This window comes from Micromonospora parastrephiae (assembly GCF_016802865.1).
GTDB classification, from domain to species: Bacteria; Actinomycetota; Actinomycetes; order Mycobacteriales; family Micromonosporaceae; genus Micromonospora; species Micromonospora parastrephiae.
Genome location: NZ_JAEVHM010000018.1, coordinates 1 through 15065, shown reverse-complemented (window position 1 = coordinate 15065; position 15065 = coordinate 1). Strand labels below are relative to the sequence as shown.

The 15065-nt window shown below is 71.2% G+C and carries 14 protein-coding genes and 1 pseudogene; 12 read left to right on the top strand and 3 right to left on the bottom strand.

The genetic code is table 11. The features are described 5' to 3' along the window. Positions 1 to 287: 287 nt before the first annotated feature. Positions 288 to 1145 carry an SPFH domain-containing protein gene (locus tag JNW91_RS06470; RefSeq protein ID WP_203174004.1) on the bottom strand — a complete coding sequence of 286 codons (858 nt, stop codon included), beginning with the start codon at positions 1143 to 1145 and terminating at the stop codon, positions 288 to 290. A 223-nt stretch (positions 1146 to 1368) separates the two neighbouring features. Here JNW91_RS06470 and JNW91_RS06465 point away from each other — a divergent pair, with 223 nt between their 5' ends. From JNW91_RS06465 to JNW91_RS06435, 7 genes are all read left to right on the top strand, one after another. Next, positions 1369 to 2130 (top strand): ABC transporter ATP-binding protein, encoded by a 762-nt coding sequence (locus JNW91_RS06465; RefSeq protein WP_203174003.1) that lies wholly within the window; start codon positions 1369 to 1371, stop codon positions 2128 to 2130. Beyond that, a complete protein-coding gene (locus JNW91_RS06460) occupies positions 2117 to 2809 on the top strand; it encodes an ABC transporter ATP-binding protein (protein WP_203174002.1) in 693 nt (230 codons plus the stop codon). Before JNW91_RS06465 ends, JNW91_RS06460 begins: the two co-directional genes overlap by 14 nt. A 51-nt stretch (positions 2810 to 2860) precedes the next feature. Next, positions 2861 to 4111, top strand: a complete 1251-nt coding sequence (locus tag JNW91_RS06455) for an ABC transporter substrate-binding protein (RefSeq protein WP_203174001.1) — start codon at positions 2861 to 2863, stop codon at positions 4109 to 4111. A 55-nt stretch (positions 4112 to 4166) separates the two neighbouring features. Next, on the top strand, positions 4167 to 5048 hold the full coding sequence (locus JNW91_RS06450) for a branched-chain amino acid ABC transporter permease (protein WP_203174000.1): 882 nt from the start codon (positions 4167 to 4169) through the stop codon (positions 5046 to 5048). Continuing rightward, complete coding sequence (locus tag JNW91_RS06445; protein WP_203173999.1) at positions 5045 to 6055, top strand: branched-chain amino acid ABC transporter permease; 1011 nt, start codon at positions 5045 to 5047, stop codon at positions 6053 to 6055. The genes JNW91_RS06450 and JNW91_RS06445 overlap by 4 nt, the downstream gene beginning before the upstream one ends. Before the next feature lie 329 nt (positions 6056 to 6384). After that, the gene (locus JNW91_RS06440; RefSeq protein ID WP_203173998.1) at positions 6385 to 7953 is read left to right on the top strand and encodes an MFS transporter; all 1569 of its coding nucleotides are present in this window, start codon (positions 6385 to 6387) and stop codon (positions 7951 to 7953) included. A 10-nt stretch (positions 7954 to 7963) separates the two neighbouring features. Next, the gene (locus tag JNW91_RS06435; RefSeq protein WP_203173997.1) at positions 7964 to 8572 is read left to right on the top strand and encodes a TetR/AcrR family transcriptional regulator; all 609 of its coding nucleotides are present in this window, start codon (positions 7964 to 7966) and stop codon (positions 8570 to 8572) included. Between the two features lie 19 nt (positions 8573 to 8591). Here JNW91_RS06435 and JNW91_RS06430 read toward each other — a convergent pair whose 3' ends face one another. Both JNW91_RS06430 and JNW91_RS06425 read right to left on the bottom strand, forming a co-directional pair. Continuing rightward, complete coding sequence (locus tag JNW91_RS06430) at positions 8592 to 10511, bottom strand: helix-turn-helix domain-containing protein (RefSeq protein WP_203174036.1); 1920 nt, start codon at positions 10509 to 10511, stop codon at positions 8592 to 8594. 14 nt (positions 10512 to 10525) lie between these two features. Next, positions 10526 to 11308 (bottom strand): 3-hydroxybutyrate dehydrogenase, encoded by a 783-nt coding sequence (locus JNW91_RS06425; protein ID WP_203173996.1) that lies wholly within the window; start codon positions 11306 to 11308, stop codon positions 10526 to 10528. Positions 11309 to 11647: 339 nt separating this feature from the next. On the opposite strand from JNW91_RS06425, the gene ruvC reads away from it, so the two are divergent. From ruvC to JNW91_RS06400, 5 genes and pseudogenes are all read left to right on the top strand, one after another. Beyond that, positions 11648 to 12175 carry a crossover junction endodeoxyribonuclease RuvC gene (gene ruvC, locus JNW91_RS06420; RefSeq protein ID WP_203174035.1) on the top strand — a complete coding sequence of 176 codons (528 nt, stop codon included), beginning with the start codon at positions 11648 to 11650 and terminating at the stop codon, positions 12173 to 12175. Further along, positions 12172 to 12774, top strand: a complete 603-nt coding sequence (ruvA, locus tag JNW91_RS06415) for a Holliday junction branch migration protein RuvA (protein WP_203173995.1) — start codon at positions 12172 to 12174, stop codon at positions 12772 to 12774. The genes ruvC and ruvA overlap by 4 nt, the downstream gene beginning before the upstream one ends. After that, on the top strand, positions 12771 to 13838 hold the full coding sequence (gene ruvB / locus JNW91_RS06410) for a Holliday junction branch migration DNA helicase RuvB (RefSeq protein ID WP_203173994.1): 1068 nt from the start codon (positions 12771 to 12773) through the stop codon (positions 13836 to 13838). Before ruvA ends, ruvB begins: the two co-directional genes overlap by 4 nt. Positions 13839 to 13960: 122 nt before the next feature. Then, positions 13961 to 14317: a preprotein translocase subunit YajC gene (gene yajC, locus JNW91_RS06405; protein ID WP_238424480.1), complete on the top strand. Its 357-nt coding sequence runs from the start codon at positions 13961 to 13963 to the stop codon at positions 14315 to 14317. Between the two features lie 279 nt (positions 14318 to 14596). Beyond that, positions 14597 to 15065: pseudogene (locus JNW91_RS06400) on the top strand (protein translocase subunit SecD); the annotation flags it as partial.

Sequence of the window (15065 nt, the reverse complement as noted above, 5' to 3'; positions counted from 1 at the left end):
CAGGACAGCGATCAGCGTGGAGCAGCTTGGGGACGCCAGGTCGTTCGACTCCCATGATGGTGTCGCCGAGGTTCGAAGCTCGCGGGGTCGAACAGCAGCGGTGGCTCGCACGCGGGTGGTGCGAGGGGCACCTGTGATGATCGGCTGTCGGGGCGCTTCGACCAAGCCGTTCTCCCAAGAGCAGAAACGGCGGCTGACGGGTTTCCGTCTGGTCACGACCCCGCTCTGGTCCGGCGGCCGTGCGCCCCGACAGGCCCACTGGCGCCCTGCTCGTGGACCCAGCGAGGTCACTTGCCGGTGACGATGCCCGGGTTGATGCAGAGCCCAGGGTTGGCGCCGTTCTTCTCGGCGATCTCCAGGCAGCGGGTGACCTTGTCGACCTTCGCGTTGGTCTCCGTGATCTGCTTGGAGATCTCGGCGTTCTTGCGGTCCTGCTCCAGGTTTCGGGTCTGGGCCAGCTTGTCCTGGAACGCCTTGATGTTGCCCTCGGTCTTGTCGTCGTGGTTCACGCGGGTGATGGTCACCGAGAGGATGTCGACGTCGGTGGCGAGCCGGGTCTCCGCGTTGGTCTTGATGTTCGCCGCGAACGGTTTCAGGTCGACGTTGACGTCACCGGTCTGGCCGTCGATCTTCTCCAGCGGGTTGTACGCGGCGAAGGCGTCGTTGACTGCGCTGTCGAGCTGCACGCCCATCCGCTGGCCCCGGAAGCTGTCGAAGTCTCCCTTGTAGTCCATGAACTGCTTCGGCGCGTTCTCCGGCTTGACCTGCCACTCGACGAGCACCTCGACGCACGCGTCGGCGAGTGTGCCGGTGCGGACCCTTACGCAGTTGTTGCCGCCGATGTGGTCGTACTTCTGTCGGCCGGCGTCCCACTCGCCGACCTTCTGCCAGGGGGCGACCCACTTCAGGCCCGAGCCGGTCACCTCGCCGGTGGGCTTGCCGAAGCTGGTCACGATGCCGACCGAGCGGATCGGTACGGAGTGGGCGCTGGAGGCGACACCGACCAGCAGCGTGACGGCGAGGAGGCCGAGCGCCGCGAGGGCGGCGGTCCGCTTCACCGCGCTTCTGGGGGCGACGAGCGCCAGGACGGCGCAGACGACCAGGGCGACGGCGAAGACGATCGCCATGGTGAAGCCGACGGGCATGGGTTGGGGGCCTTTCCTCGGGCTATTGGATCATCAACCTAGAACGTCGGGTCAAGGTCGTGGCGGCGGGAAGTGGCGGCGGCACACGCCTTCTGGGGGCCGAATATGGATCCCATCGACATGGCTCGACTCGCGCGACCGGCCGTAGGTTTCCTCCACGCGACGGGCCTGTGACCACGGTCACCGGATCGACCGTCGCCGGGACCGTGCGGAGGATGAGGCGATGGCCGGGCAAGCGCTCCTGTCGGCCCGAGGGCTGACCCGGGACTTCCGGGGCTTCCGGGCGGTCGACCAGGTCGACCTGGACGTCGCGCCCGACAGCGTGCACGCGTTGGTCGGCCCCAACGGCGCCGGCAAGACCACCCTGTTCAACCTGCTCACCGGCTTCCTCGCGCCCAGCGGTGGGCGGATCGAGCTGGCCGGGCGGGACGTCACCGGGCTGCCCCCGGAGCAGGTCGCCCGGCTCGGCGTGGCTCGCTCCTTCCAGATCACCAGCCTCTTTCCGCAACTGTCCGCCCGGGAGCACGTCGCGCTGGCGTTGCAGTCGCCCAGCGGACTGGGCTGGCGGTTCTGGCGTTCGGCGAAGCTGATGGGCCGCTACACCGAGCGGGCGGACGAGTTGCTGGCCATGGTGGGGCTGCTCGATCTGGCGAACGCGCCGTCCGCGGCGCTGGCGTACGGCCGCAAGCGGGCCCTGGAGCTGGCCATCGCGCTGGCACTGGACCCGAAGGTGCTGCTGCTCGACGAGCCGACCGCCGGAATGGGCCTGGAGGACGTCGACCGCACCGTCGAGTTGATCAGCCGGGTCCGCGAGGGTCGGACCGTGGTGATGGTGGAGCACAACATGAGCGTGGTCGGCCGTCTCGCCGACACCGTCACCGTGCTCCAGGCCGGCAAGGTCCTCGTCGAGGGTCCGTACGAGCAGGTGCGCGCCGATGAGCGTGTGATCACCGCCTACCTGGGAGCCGCTGATGCTGCGCATTGAGAACCTGTCCGCCTTCTACGGCGAGGCGCAGGTGCTGCGGGACGTCAGCCTTGAGGTCTCCGCCGGCGAGGTGGTCACCCTGGTCGGGCGCAACGGCGCCGGCAAGTCCACTCTGCTGCGCTGCGTGATGGGGCTGCACCCCGGTCAGCGCGGCACGGTGGAGCTGGACGGGCGGGACATCACCAGGTTGCCGGCGCACAGGCGGGCCCGCCTCGGGTTGGGCTGGGTGCCCGACGACCGGGGCAGCTACGCCACCCTGACGGTCACCGAGAACCTCACGCTGCCGCCCACCGTCGGCCCCGACCCGTGGTCGCTGGAGCGGGTGTACGAGGCGTTCCCGGCCCTGCACACCCGGCGGGACTCGGCGGCCACCATGCTCTCCGGCGGCGAGCAGCAGATGCTCGCGCTGGCCCGGGTGCTGCGGATGGGCGCCCGGCTGCTGCTCTGCGACGAGCCCACCGAGGGGCTGTCGCCGCTGCTGGTGCAGCAGGTCGGCGACCTGCTGCGCGAGGCCAAGCGGCACGGGGTGACCGTGCTGCTGGTCGAGCAGAACCTGCACTTCGCCACGGGGGTCGCCGACCGGCACTACCTGCTGGCCGAGGGACGTGTCGCCGAGGCGATGGACAACTCCGAGGTGCGTTCGCGTGAACGCGAGCTGCTCGCGTACCTCGGGATCTGATTTCTCCCAACGACGATCCGCGCGACGACGCGCGGGATGGATGGAGTGGGCATGCGCAGGACGGTGGGTGTGGCCGCGGCGTCGGCCGCGGTGGTGCTGGTCGCCGGATGCGGCGGCGGTGGCCCCCAGTCGGGCGGCGACCAGAAGCTGACCGGCGACAAGATCGTGCTGGGCGTGCTCAACGACCAGTCCGGGGCGTACTCGGAGTTGTCCGGCAAGAACTCGGTGACGGCGGTGGAGATGGCCATTGCCGACTTCACCGCGAAGTATGGCGACAAGGCGGTGACCAAGGACATCAGCGTGGAGACCGCCGATCACCAGAACAAGCCGGACGTGGCCAACTCCAAGGCCCAGGAGATGTACGACCGCAAGGGCGTCGACCTGATCCTGGACGTGCCCACCTCGTCGGCGGCGCTGAAGGTCGCCGACGTGGCGAAGGAGAAGAAGAAGCTCTACTTCAACATCGGCGCGGCGACCACCGACCTGACCGGCAAGAGCTGCAACAGGTACACGTTCCACTACGCCTACGACACGTACATGCTGGCCAACGGCACGGGGAAGACCACCACCGAGCAGATCGGCAAGAACTGGTACATCCTGTACCCGAACTACGCCTTCGGTCAGGACATGGAAAAGAGCTTCTCCACCGCCATCACGGCGGCCGGCGGCAAGGTCGTCGGCAAGGACGGCGCGCCGTTCCCGAACACCAGCGGCGACTTCTCCACCTTCCTGCTCAAGGCGCCGGGCCTGAACCCGAAGCCGGACGTGCTGGGCACCATGCAGGCCGGCGCGGAGCTGGTCAACGTGGTGAAGCAGTACAACGAGTTCAAGCTGCGGGACAAGGGCGTCGGCCTGGCGGTGGGGCTGATGTTCCTCACCGACATCCACTCGCTCACCCCGGCCGCGCTGGCCGGCACCACCTACACCGACGCCTGGTACTGGAACTTCGACGCGAAGAACCGGGAGTTCGCCGACCGCTTCCAGCAGAAGGCGGGCACTCGGCCGACGTTCGCGCACGCGGCCAACTACTCGGCGGCGTTGCAGTACCTGGAGGCGGTGCAGGCCGCCGGCACCGACGACGCGGACGCCGTGGTCAAGGGCCTGGAGGGTAAGACGGTCGAGGACGTCTTCCTGCGCAACGGCAAGATCCGCGCCGAGGACCACCGGGTGGTGCACGACGCGTACCTGGCCCAGGTCAAGCCGCAGTCCGAGGTGACCGAGCCGTGGGACTACGTCAAGGTGCTCAAGACGATCCCCGCCGCGGAGGCGTTCCGCGCGCCGTCCGCGGACTGCAAGCTGTGAGTGCGAGGAGTGAGCCGGTTTTGCGAGCCCCGCAGTCACGAACGGATGTGACGCTGTGAGCGGATTCGCGCAGAACACGTTCAACGGGTTGGTGAGCGGGGCGTTCTACGCCCTGCTCGCCCTCGGGCTCGCGGTCATCTTCGGCATGCTGCGGGTGGTCAACTTCGCGCACGGCGCGTTCTACATGCTCGGCGCGTTCGGGGCGTACGTGCTGCTCACCGAGGCGGGCGTGCCGTTCTGGGCGGCCCTGCTCATCATGCCGGTGGGGCTGGGCCTGCTCGGCATGGCGCTGGAACGCGCCGTGATCCACCGGCTGACCAGGCTGGACCCGCTCTACAACTTCCTGCTCACCTTCGGCCTGACGCTGATCCTTCAGGACCTGGTGAAGCTGCGCTACGGCGTGCAGTCCAGCCCGTACGCCACCCCCTCGTTGTTGAGCGGGTCGGTGAACTTCGGACTCTTCGACTTCCCGACGTACCGGGTCTTCATCCTCGGTTTCGCGGTGCTGCTCTGCGTCGCGGTGTGGTGGGTGCTCACCCGGACCCGGATCGGCATGGTGGTCCGCGCGTCCACCGAGCGCCCCGATCTGACCCGCGCGTTCGGCATCGACGTCGGGCGTTGGGTGACCCCGGTCTTCGGGTTCGGTATCGGGCTGGCCGGCCTGGCCGGGGTGCTGGCCGCGCCGATGCGCGCGGTCAACCCGCTGATGGGCGCCGACCTGATCATCGTGGTCTTCGCGGTGGTGGTGATCGGTGGGCTGGGCTCCATCTTCGGGTCGGTCGCCGCCGGCTTCGGCATCGGCCTGGTGCAGGCGTGGGGCGAGGCGTACCTGTCGCACTTCCCGATCGTGTCGCAGACGATCGTCTTCGTCGTGATGGCGGGTGTGCTGCTCTGGCGCCCGGCCGGGCTGTTCGGTCGTGAGGAGGCGCCGGCATGACCAGCACCGTGGAGACTCCCGCCGACGCGTCCCGCCCGGCCCCGTCCGGTCTGGTCGCCGTTGCCCACGCCCCCGGCTGGGTGCGCTACGCGCTGCTCGCCGTCGGACTGGTCGTCGCGGCGTGGCTGCCCAACGGCCTCTACCCGGCGGTGGCGGTGGACATCCTCTGCTGGGCCTTGTTCGCCGTCGCGGTGGACCTGCTGCTCGGCTTCACCGGGCTGATGTCGTTCGGGCACGCCGCGTTCTGGGGCACGTCGGCGTACGTCACCGGATTGGTGGCCATCCACGCCGGCCTGCCGTTCCCCCTCGCCGTGCTGGCCGGCGCGCTCGCCGCCGCGGTGCTCGCGGTGCCGATCGGCTACCTGGCGGTGAAGCGGACCGGCATCTACTTCGCGATGGTGACCCTGGCGTTCGCGCAGATGGTCTACTACGTCGCCAACGAGTGGCGGTCGGTGACGCAGGGCGAGAACGGCCTCCAGGGGGTGCCCCGCGAGCTGTTCGGCGTCGACCTCACCGACGACTACTACTTCTACTACGCGATCCTGCCGATCGTGCTGCTCGGGCTGGCCGCCGCCTGGCGGATCGTGCACTCGCCGTTCGGCCGGGTGCTGGTCGGCATCCGGGACAACCCGGCCCGGGCCCGGGCGCTGGGTTACCCGGTGCACCGCTACAAGCTGACCGCGTTCGTCCTCTCGGGCTTCATCGCCGGCCTGGGCGGTGGGCTGTTCGCGGTCGGCCACCGCTTCGTCTCGCTGGACGTGCTGCACTGGACGACCTCCGGCAAGGCCGTCATCGTGGTGGTGCTCGGCGGGATCGGCACCCTCTGGGGTGGGGTGCTCGGCGCCGGGATCGTCGTGCGGTTGGAGGACTGGTTGTCGTTCTCCGGGTTCGAGGCGATCGGCCTGGTCACCGGCGGCATCTTCGTCCTCGTGGTGGTGCTGTTCCGGCGCGGTGTCTGGGGTAGCGCCGCCGCTCTGGCACACCGGCTGGCGGCCCGCCGCCGGTAGATCCGAGGCCGGCGCATCCGCCGCGCCTCGTCGTAGCGAACCCCGGGTAGAGACCGTCTACCCGGGGGTACGTCTGTGCTGACCGATCCGACGCCGGCCGAGGCCGTGGAAACCGGGCAAGGCACGCCGCCTGGACACGCTGCCGGCCGCGGTCGACGCTCACCTGACGACCACGCGATCCTGCTGAGTCCGCCCCGGGTGCGAGTGACGCCGACCACATTCGATACGAAACCGTCCCGTATCGTTAATGCCGGCCGTAGTCTGATCGCCGTTACGAGTCCGACCCGTATCGTATTGCGCGGCGGGTGGAACCGGGGGGAGAACCGGGTATGGAACTGCACGACAACACGGGACACCCGAGGAGGTGGGCGATCCTGGGGGTGCTGGTGATCAGCCTCCTCGTGGTCGTCCTCGACAACACGATCCTCAACGTCGCCCTGCGCACCCTGGCCGACCCGGTGCACGGCCTCGGTGCCAGCCAGGGCCAGCTGGAGTGGTCCATCAACTCCTACACGCTGGTCTTCGCCGGCCTGCTGTTCACCTTCGGGGTGCTCGGCGACCGCTCCGGCCGCCGGCGCTTCCTGATGATCGGCCTGGTGCTGTTCGGGCTGGCGTCGCTGCTCTCCGCGTACGCCCAGAGTCCGGCACAGCTCATCGCGGCCCGCGCCCTGATGGGGGTCGGCGGCGCGGCCATCATGCCGGTGACGCTGTCGATCATCTCCAACGTCTTCGACCCGCGTGAGCGCGGCCGGGCCATCGGCGTCTGGGCCGGCGCGGTCGGGTTGGCCGTGGCGATCGGCCCGATCCTCGGCGGCGCGCTGCTGGAGCACTTCTGGTGGGGCTCGGTCTTCCTGATCAACGTGCCGGTGGTGGTCGCCGGTGTCGTCCTGGTCGCGCTGCTGGTCCCCGAGTCGCGTGACCCGCGTCCCGGGCGCGTCGACGTGCTCGGCGTCCTGCTGTCCGTGGTCGGCCTGGTCGCCCTCTCCTACGGCATCATCGACGGTGGCGAGCACGGCTTCGACCGCCCGGTGGCCTGGGGCTCGATCCTGGTCGGCCTCGCGGTGCTGGCCTGGTTCGTGCAGCACGAGCGCCGCAGCGACCACCCGTCGCTGGACGTCCGGCTGTTCACGGTGCCCCGGTTCGCCGCGCCGGTGGCCATCGTCGGCCTCGTGTTCTTCGCCGCGATGGGCGTGATGTTCTTCAGCTCGTTCTACCTGCAACTCGTGCGCGACTACAGCCCGCTCCAGACCGGCCTGCTCTTCCTGCCCTTCGCCGGCGCACAGCTGATCTTCGCGCCGCGCAGCGCAGCGATGGTCCGTCGCTACGGCGGCCGGGCGGTCGCCGCCGTCGGCCTCGCGCTGACCGTGGTGGCGCTCGCCGCGTTCGCCTTCATCGGCGCGTCCACCCCGATCTGGGTCGTGCTGGTCGTCTTCTTCATCCAGGGCGTCGGAATGGCGAACATCATGCCGCCCGCCACCGAGTCGATCATGTCGGCGTTGCCCCGGGAGAAGGCCGGCGTCGGCTCCGCGGTGAGCAACACCGTCCGCCAGGTCGCCGGCGCGCTCGGCGTGGCCGTCCTCGGCTCGGTGCTTTCCGCGGTCTACCGCTCCGACGTGGGCGACGCCCTGACCGGGCTGCCCGCCCAGGCCCAGGACGCGGCCAACGAGTCGATCTCCGGGGCGTACGCGGCGGCCGGGCAGCTCGGCCCGGCGGCGCCGACACTGATCGCGGCGGCCAACGACGCCTTCGTCACCGCCATGCACTGGGCCGCGGCCATCTCCGCGCTGGTCGCCGCGCTCGGGATGCTGGTGGTCATGCGCTGGATGCCGGGGCGGGAGACCGTGGCCGCCGCACCGGCGGCACCGGTCGCCGAGCCGGAACTGGCCGGCACGGCATAGGTCGGGGACAATGTCCGACATGACGTCCAACGCCGATGCTCCGCGGTCGCCCGGGCGACCGCGGAGCGTCCGCGCCGACGAGGCGATCGTCGAGGCAGCCCTCGACCTGCTCGCCGAGGGCAGCACCATCGAGGCGCTCTCGATCGAGGCGATCGCCGCCCGCGCCGGGGTCGGCAAGGCCACCATCTACCGCCGGTGGGCCGGCAAGGAAGCACTGCTGCTGGACGCGCTCCGCCGGCTCAAGGGCGTCATGGCGCAGCCCGAGGGGCACTCCGTGCGGGATGATTTGATTTTGTTGGTCGGAGCGATCGGGCGAAACGTCGACCCCCGCGCGTCGAAGATCATGCCGTGCCTGGTGCCCGAGGTGAACCGCAGCCCGGACCACTTCCGGCTCTACCAGAACATCATCGCCCCGCGTCGACAGCTGATGCGCGAGGTGCTGCGCCGCGGCATCGACGAGGGGCTGATCCGGGCCGACATCGACCTGGAGGTGACCATGGCGCTGCTCACCGGGCCGATGCTGATCCAGCGGGTGCTGCGATGGAATCCGGAACTGGACGAGCAGACCCTGCCCGAGCAGGTCGTCGACACCGTCCTGGCGGGCATCCAGGCCCGCTGAACCGCCCGCCCGGCGACGGTCAGGCGGCGGGGGTACGCAGCCGGTGCAGGCGCAGCGCCAGCTGCACCTCCAGCGCCCGCTCGGGCTTCTGCCAGTCGGCGCCGAGCAGCTGACCGACCCGCTCCAACCGCTGGGTCACCGTGTTGACGTGCACGTGCAGCTGCTCGGCCGCGCGGGCCAGGCTGCCACCCACCCCGAAGTACGCCTCCAACGTCTTCACCAGCGCCGTGCCCCGCCGGGCGTCGTAGTCGATCACCGGTCCGACGGTGGAGCTGAGGAACTGCGTCACGTCCGTCTCGCCCCGGTCACCGACGGTGCCCAGCAGCAGCCCGACGAAGCCCAGCTCCGACGTGCTCGCCCCCTGGCCGGCTCGGCCCAGCGCGCCCAACGCGGTCAGGCACCGGTCCGCCTCGTGGAACGTGCCGGCCAACGCCGTCGGCCCGGCGGCCGGGCCGCTCGCACCGGCGGTCACCGGGCGGCCGGTCACCCGGGACAGGTCCCGGGCCACCGCGCGGGCGCTGCCACCGGCGTCGCGTCCGGGCAGCATCAGCACCACCCGACCGTCGCGCGCCGCCGCCAGACCACCCCGCGCCGAGGCGTACGTGGTGGCCCAGGAGAGCACCCGCTGTCGGGCCGAGCCGGTGGCGGCGATCGCGTCGTCGCCCACGGCCACCAGGACGTGCGGGGCATCCAGGTCCACCCCGAGCCGGCGTGCCCGGCTGCGCAGCGCGTCGGTGTCCCGCAACGGCCGGGCGATCAGGTCGTCGAGCAGCTCGCCACGGACCCGACCCTCGGCCTCGGCGACGGTACGCCGGAAGAGCAGCAGCAGCGCGGTCACCAGCGCCGCCCGCTCCAGGATCCGCTGGTCGGCGTCGACCAACTCGTCGTCGGGGCGCAGCACCAGGGCGCCCAGGTTCTCCGCGCCCGCCACCACCGCCGCGTACCAGAGGGGGCCGCGGCGCACGCTGCGCCCCTCGGTACGCGACGCGGCCACCGCCTCCACGATGTCCGTCCGGTCCGGCGCGTCGATCTCGCCGACCCGGGCCAGTAGCCGTCCCTCGGCGTCCAACGCCAGCAGAGCCCCGCCCAGCACCTCGGTCACCGCGGCGGCCACGTCCTCCACCCCGCCGCCGCGCAGCACCAGCGCGGTCATCCGGTCGTGCGCCGCCGCGGCCCGCTCCACCGAGCTGCTGTGTGCCCGGATGGTGGTGTTCGCCGCCGACAGCTCGGCCAGCGCCGAGCGGGTCTCGGCCAGCAAGCGGGCGGTGTCGATCGCCACCGCGGCGTGCGCGGCGAGCGACACCAGCAGCGCCACCTCCTCCCGGGCGAACGGCCGGGCGGAGCGGTTGGCCGCGTAGAGCACCCCGATCGACGTGGAGCCGAGCCGCAGCGGCACGCCGAGGATCGCCACCAGGCCCTCCTCGCCGACCCCGGCGTCGATCTCCCCGGTGTGGTGGAAGCGCTCGTCCTCGCCGTAGTTCGCCGTCACGTACGGGGCGCCGGACTGGGCCACCAGACCACCGAGACCCGCACCCATCGGCAGCCGCAGCCGCTGGAAGCGGGCCGAGACCGACCCGTCGGTCACCCGCATGTAGGTGTCGCCGCGCTCCTCGTCGTTGAGCGTCATGTAGGCCACGTCGGCGCCGAGCAGGTTGCGGGCCCGGTGCACGATCGCCCGCAGCACGTCGTCCAGGTCGCGCAGCCCGGCCAGGTCGCTGACCGTGTCGTACAGGCCGGACAGCTCGGTCTCCCGGCGGCGCCGACGCTCCAGCAGCGCGCGGACCCGCAGCGCCACCGTCTTGGCCTGCTCCAACTCGGCCAGCCGGTCGGCGGGTAGGCCGGCGGCCCGCGCGGCGACCAGCGGCCCCTCGAACTCGACCGGAGCCGCCTCACGGGCGAGCAGTTCCAGGAACTCCACCGGCGACGACATGGTCGACATTGTGCTCGGGCGCACTAGTTGGCCGTCCAGCCCCCGTCGAGGGCGATCGACGCGCCGGTGATGAAGGCCGCCGGCGGCGAGCAGAGGTACGCCAGAAGCTCCGCGACCTCCTCCGGCTCGATCAGTCGCTTGATCGCGGCCCGGGCCAGCATGATCTTCTCGATCACCTCGGACTCCTCGATGCCGTGGCTGGCCGCCTGGTCGGCGATCTGGCTCTCCACCAGCGCCGTGCGCACGTACGCCGGGTTGATGCAGTTGGCGGTCACCCCGTGCGCGGCGCCCTCCAACGCCACCACCTTCGACAGCCCTTCCAGGGCGTGCTTGGCCGAGACGTAGGCCGCCTTGTACGGCGAGGCGCGCAGCCCGTGCACCGAGGAGATGTTGACGATCCGACCCCAGCCGCGGGCGTACATGTGCGGCAGCGCGCGACGGACCAGCAGGAACGGCGCCTCGACCATCACCCGCTGGATGTACTCGAAGCGTTCGACGGGGAAGTCCTGTAGCGGGGCGACGTGCTGGAGCCCGGCGTTGTTGACCACGATGTCCACGTCCACGTCGAGTGAGTCCACCGCGGCGGGGTCGGCCAGGTCCACCCCCTCGGCCCGACCGCCGGCCTCGGCGGCCACCGCCTTGGCCGCCTCCAGGTTGCGGTCCACCACCAGCACCTTGGCGCCGGCCGCGGCCAGCCGCAGGGCGCACGCCCGCCCGATGCCGCTGCCGCCCCCGGTGACCAGGGCGGTCCGACCGGCGAGGTCGACCTGTACGACGTGGGGGACCGCCACGGGTTCTGCCGTCATGGCGCAAGAAGTTACGAGCTGTGTGCTCCCCGGCACATGGGCCAGCGACACATACTCCGGCGCAAAGCTGTGTGGCCACACCCGCAACGACCGCCCACCCTCACGCCGCCGCCCGCCAGGGTCTCGGTCGATCATGGAGTCGTGGTGCCCAGTTGCGGTGGATTCGCCCGATCTATCCACCACCATAACTCCATGATCGACAAGGCTCGCGGCTCGGGCAGGCCGTCACGGTCCTGGCTCTGGGAGCACGGCAGTGGAGGTGAGGGCGTGTCCCGTGGGGCTGGTGGGAGGGCGGGAAGTAGGGTGTCGAACACACGTACTGGCGGGGAGGGGAGCGTGGTGCGGGTTCTGGGTGTCGACCCGGGGTTGACCCGGTGCGGGGTGGGCGTGGTCGAGGGCGTGCCCGGCCGGCCGTGCACCCTGGTCGCCTACTACGTGGTCCACACCGACCCGGCCGACGACCTGGCGCTGCGCCTGCTGCACCTGGACCGGTCCCTCACCGACCTGGTCGCCGAGCACCAGCCGGAGAGCGTCGCCGTCGAGCGGGTGTTCAGCCAGCACAACGTCCGCACGGTGATGGGCACCGCGCAGGCCAGCGGCGTCGCCGTGCTGGCCGGGGCGCGCGCCGGGCTGCCCGTGCAGACGTACACCCCGAGCGAGGTGAAGGCGGCCGTGACCGGTTCCGGTCAGGCCGACAAGGCGCAGATGACCGCGATGGTGACGCGACTGCTGCGGCTGGCCGAGCCACCGAGGCCGGCCGACGCCGCCGACGCCCTCGCCCTGGCCATCTGCCACGTGTGGCGCGGCGGGACCCGCTCCAAGCTGGCCGCGGCGGCCGACCGGGCACGACGAGGAGGAACGCGATGATCGCCAGCGTGCGCGGCACGGTGACCGCGACGGGTCCGGACCAGGCGGTGATCGAGGTCGGCGGGGTCGGCCTGGCCGTGCACTGCGCGCCCGGCACACTGGCCGAGCTGCGGGTCGGCCAGACCGCCCGGCTCGCCACCAGCCTGATCGTCCGGGAAGACTCGCTGACCCTCTACGGCTTCGCCGACGACGACGCCAGGTCGCTGTTCGAGCTGCTCCAGACCGCCAGTGGGGTCGGCCCGCGGCTGGCCCAGGCGGTGCTGGCCGTGCACACCCCGGACGCCGTCCGCAAGGCGATCGCCAACGCCGACACGGCGGCGCTGACCCGGGTGCCCGGGATCGGCAAGAAGGGCGCCGAGCGCCTGGTGCTGGAGCTGCGCGACCGGATCGGCCCGGTGCCGATCGGCGCCGACGGGGTGGCCGGGGTGACCGGTGGCGCCTGGCCCGACCAGGTCCGCCAGGCGCTGGTCGGTCTGGGCTGGACGGCTGGACAGGCCGACCAGGCCGTGGCCGCGGTGGCGGAGACCGTCGACGGTGCGACGCCGCCGGTGCCGGTCCTGCTCAAGCAGGCCATCCGCCTGCTGGGCCGTACCCGATGAGCGAGACCGACGGGCTCATCTCGGCGTACGTGAGCGACGCGGACCGGGACGCCGAGGCCACGGTGCGGCCTCGGCGGCTGGCCGAGTTCATCGCCCAGGACCGGGTGCGTGACCAGCTCGACCTGTTGTTGCAGGGCGCGATGCGGCGGGGCTCGCCACCGGATCACATCCTGCTCTCCGGTCCACCGGGCCTGGGCAAGACGAGTCTGGCCAACATCGTCGCCGCCGAGCTGGGCGCGGGCATCCGGGTGACCAGCGGCCCGGCGATCGAGCGTTCGGGCGACCTGGCGGCGATCCTGACCAGCCTGGCCGAGGGTGACGTGCTCTTCATCGACGAGATCCACCGGATCGCGCGGCCGGCCGAGGAGCTGTTGTACAGCGCGATGGAGGACTTCCGGGTCGACGTGGTGGTCGGCAAGGGGCCCGGCGCCACCGCGATCCCGTTGGACGTCGAGCCGTTCACCCTGGTCGGGGCGACGACCCGTTCGGGCCTGTTGACCGGGCCGATGCGGGACCGGTTCGGCTTCGTCGCGCACCTGGACTTCTACGCCCCGGCCGATCTGGAGACGCTGCTGCATCGTTCGGCACGGATCCTGGGTGTGCCGATCACCGCCGAGGGCGCGTCCGAGATCGCCGGTCGGTCCCGGGGCACCCCGCGGATCGCCAACCGGCTGTTGCGCCGGGTCCGCGACTACGCCGAGGTCCGGGCCGACGGCGTGGTCACCCTGAAGACCGCCCGCGCCGCGCTGACGGTGTACGACGTGGACGCGCTGGGCCTGGACCGACTGGACCGGGCGGTGCTGACCGCGCTGGTCGACTCGTTCCGGGGTGGCCCGGTGGGGTTGTCGACGCTCGCCGTGGCGGTGGGGGAGCAGCCGGACACGGTGGAGGAGGTCTGTGAGCCCTTCCTGGTGCGGGCCGGTCTGCTGGCACGTACGCCGCGAGGTCGGGTCGCCACCGAGGCCGCCTGGCGGCACCTGGGCCGAACACCACCGAATGGTACATTTGGTGTAGAAGTCCCACCGGTGCCCGATCTGTTCTCGTTGGAGACCGATCAGCCGTGATGTGAACGTGATCTGTGCCGCATTCGGTGTTCCCAGGTGCAGGGATTAGACTTCGCCGCGGTCTGTACAGGACGTGAGAATCCGCCTCCGCTCCGGCACCCCCCGTGCCGGGCAGGTGGCCAATGGGAAGGTCAGTAACCGTGCATTACGCAGCAGCGGGTGGCGGGGCCGGCGGTTTCACGCCGATCCTGATGATCGCCCTGCTCTTCGGTGTCATGTACTTCATGATGATCCGACCCCAGCAGAAGCGCCGCCGCGAGGCGGAGGCGATGCAGTCCGCGCTCGGCCCCGGCGACGAGGTCGTCACCATCGGTGGGCTCTACGGCACGGTCACGGGCATCGAGGACGACACGGTCCTGATCGAGGTCGCCCCCGGCGTGCAGACGCGCTACGCCCGGCCCGCCATCGCCCGGGTGGTCACCCGCGCGGAGCTGCCGAGCGAGCCGGTCACCGAGGACGCGGACACCGTCAAGGAGTGACCCTCCCTCCCGACGGTGGTGAGTCCGGCGTACGGCCGGTCGAGCCTTCCTCGGGACCGCCGCGCTCGACGGGGCAGCGGACGAGACGTGAAAACTGGATAGTTGGGTCGACACCGGGCGTCGGCACGTTCCCGTGACCGTCGGCGTCCCGCGTCCGGCGCGTCCGGCCTGTGTGTCGGCGCTCCGTCGACCCAGGTCAGACCCGTCGGCCGGGACCCCCGGCCCGACACCGCCGCCGCTGCGCACAGCGGCGCGACCGTACAGGGAGACAGGACAGCCGTGGCACCACCTCAGGGACAGATGCGCCCCGGGCGGCAGCTCGCCGTGCTCGGGTTCATCTTCGTGGTCCTCTATCTTCTGGTGTTCTTCTCCGGCGCCAGCGGCAGCCTGAAGGACCGGCTCGAGCCACGGCTCGGCCTGGACCTGATCGGCGGCACCCGGGTGACGCTGGAGGCGACCAACTCCGTCGACGGCAAGCCCCCGACGGCGGACAACCTCGAGGAGGCCCGCCAGATCATCGAGAGCCGGGTCAACGCGTTCGGCGTGGCCGAGGCCGAGGTGGTCACCGAGGGCAACCGGAACATCGTCATCTCCCTGCCCGGTGAGAACCGCGACCTGACCGACGTGGGCAGCGCCGCCGAGTTGCGCTTCCGCAAGGTGCTCAAGGCCGCCGACGGCAGCGGCACGGCCGTCGCGCCGCCGGCCGCCACGCCGGCCCCGTCGGGCAGCGCCAACCCCACCCCGCCCG

Bases quoted from the DNA above. Each gene is read 5' to 3' on its own strand.
- JNW91_RS06435 (WP_203173997.1), top strand. From the start codon at position 7,964: ATGTCCGACATGACGTCCAACGCCGATGCTCCGCGGTCGCCCGGGCGA.
- JNW91_RS06440 (WP_203173998.1), top strand. From the start codon at position 6,385: ATGGAACTGCACGACAACACGGGACACCCGAGGAGGTGGGCGATCCTG.
- yajC (WP_238424480.1), top strand. From the start codon at position 13,961: ATGGGAAGGTCAGTAACCGTGCATTACGCAGCAGCGGGTGGCGGGGCC.
- JNW91_RS06445 (WP_203173999.1), top strand. From the start codon at position 5,045: ATGACCAGCACCGTGGAGACTCCCGCCGACGCGTCCCGCCCGGCCCCG.
- ruvA (WP_203173995.1), top strand. From the start codon at position 12,172: ATGATCGCCAGCGTGCGCGGCACGGTGACCGCGACGGGTCCGGACCAG.
- JNW91_RS06460 (WP_203174002.1), top strand. From the start codon at position 2,117: ATGCTGCGCATTGAGAACCTGTCCGCCTTCTACGGCGAGGCGCAGGTG.
- JNW91_RS06425 (WP_203173996.1), bottom strand. From the start codon at position 11,308: ATGACGGCAGAACCCGTGGCGGTCCCCCACGTCGTACAGGTCGACCTC.
- JNW91_RS06455 (WP_203174001.1), top strand. From the start codon at position 2,861: ATGCGCAGGACGGTGGGTGTGGCCGCGGCGTCGGCCGCGGTGGTGCTG.
- ruvB (WP_203173994.1), top strand. From the start codon at position 12,771: ATGAGCGAGACCGACGGGCTCATCTCGGCGTACGTGAGCGACGCGGAC.
- JNW91_RS06470 (WP_203174004.1), bottom strand. From the start codon at position 1,145: ATGCCCGTCGGCTTCACCATGGCGATCGTCTTCGCCGTCGCCCTGGTC.
- JNW91_RS06465 (WP_203174003.1), top strand. From the start codon at position 1,369: ATGGCCGGGCAAGCGCTCCTGTCGGCCCGAGGGCTGACCCGGGACTTC.
- JNW91_RS06430 (WP_203174036.1), bottom strand. From the start codon at position 10,511: ATGTCGACCATGTCGTCGCCGGTGGAGTTCCTGGAACTGCTCGCCCGT.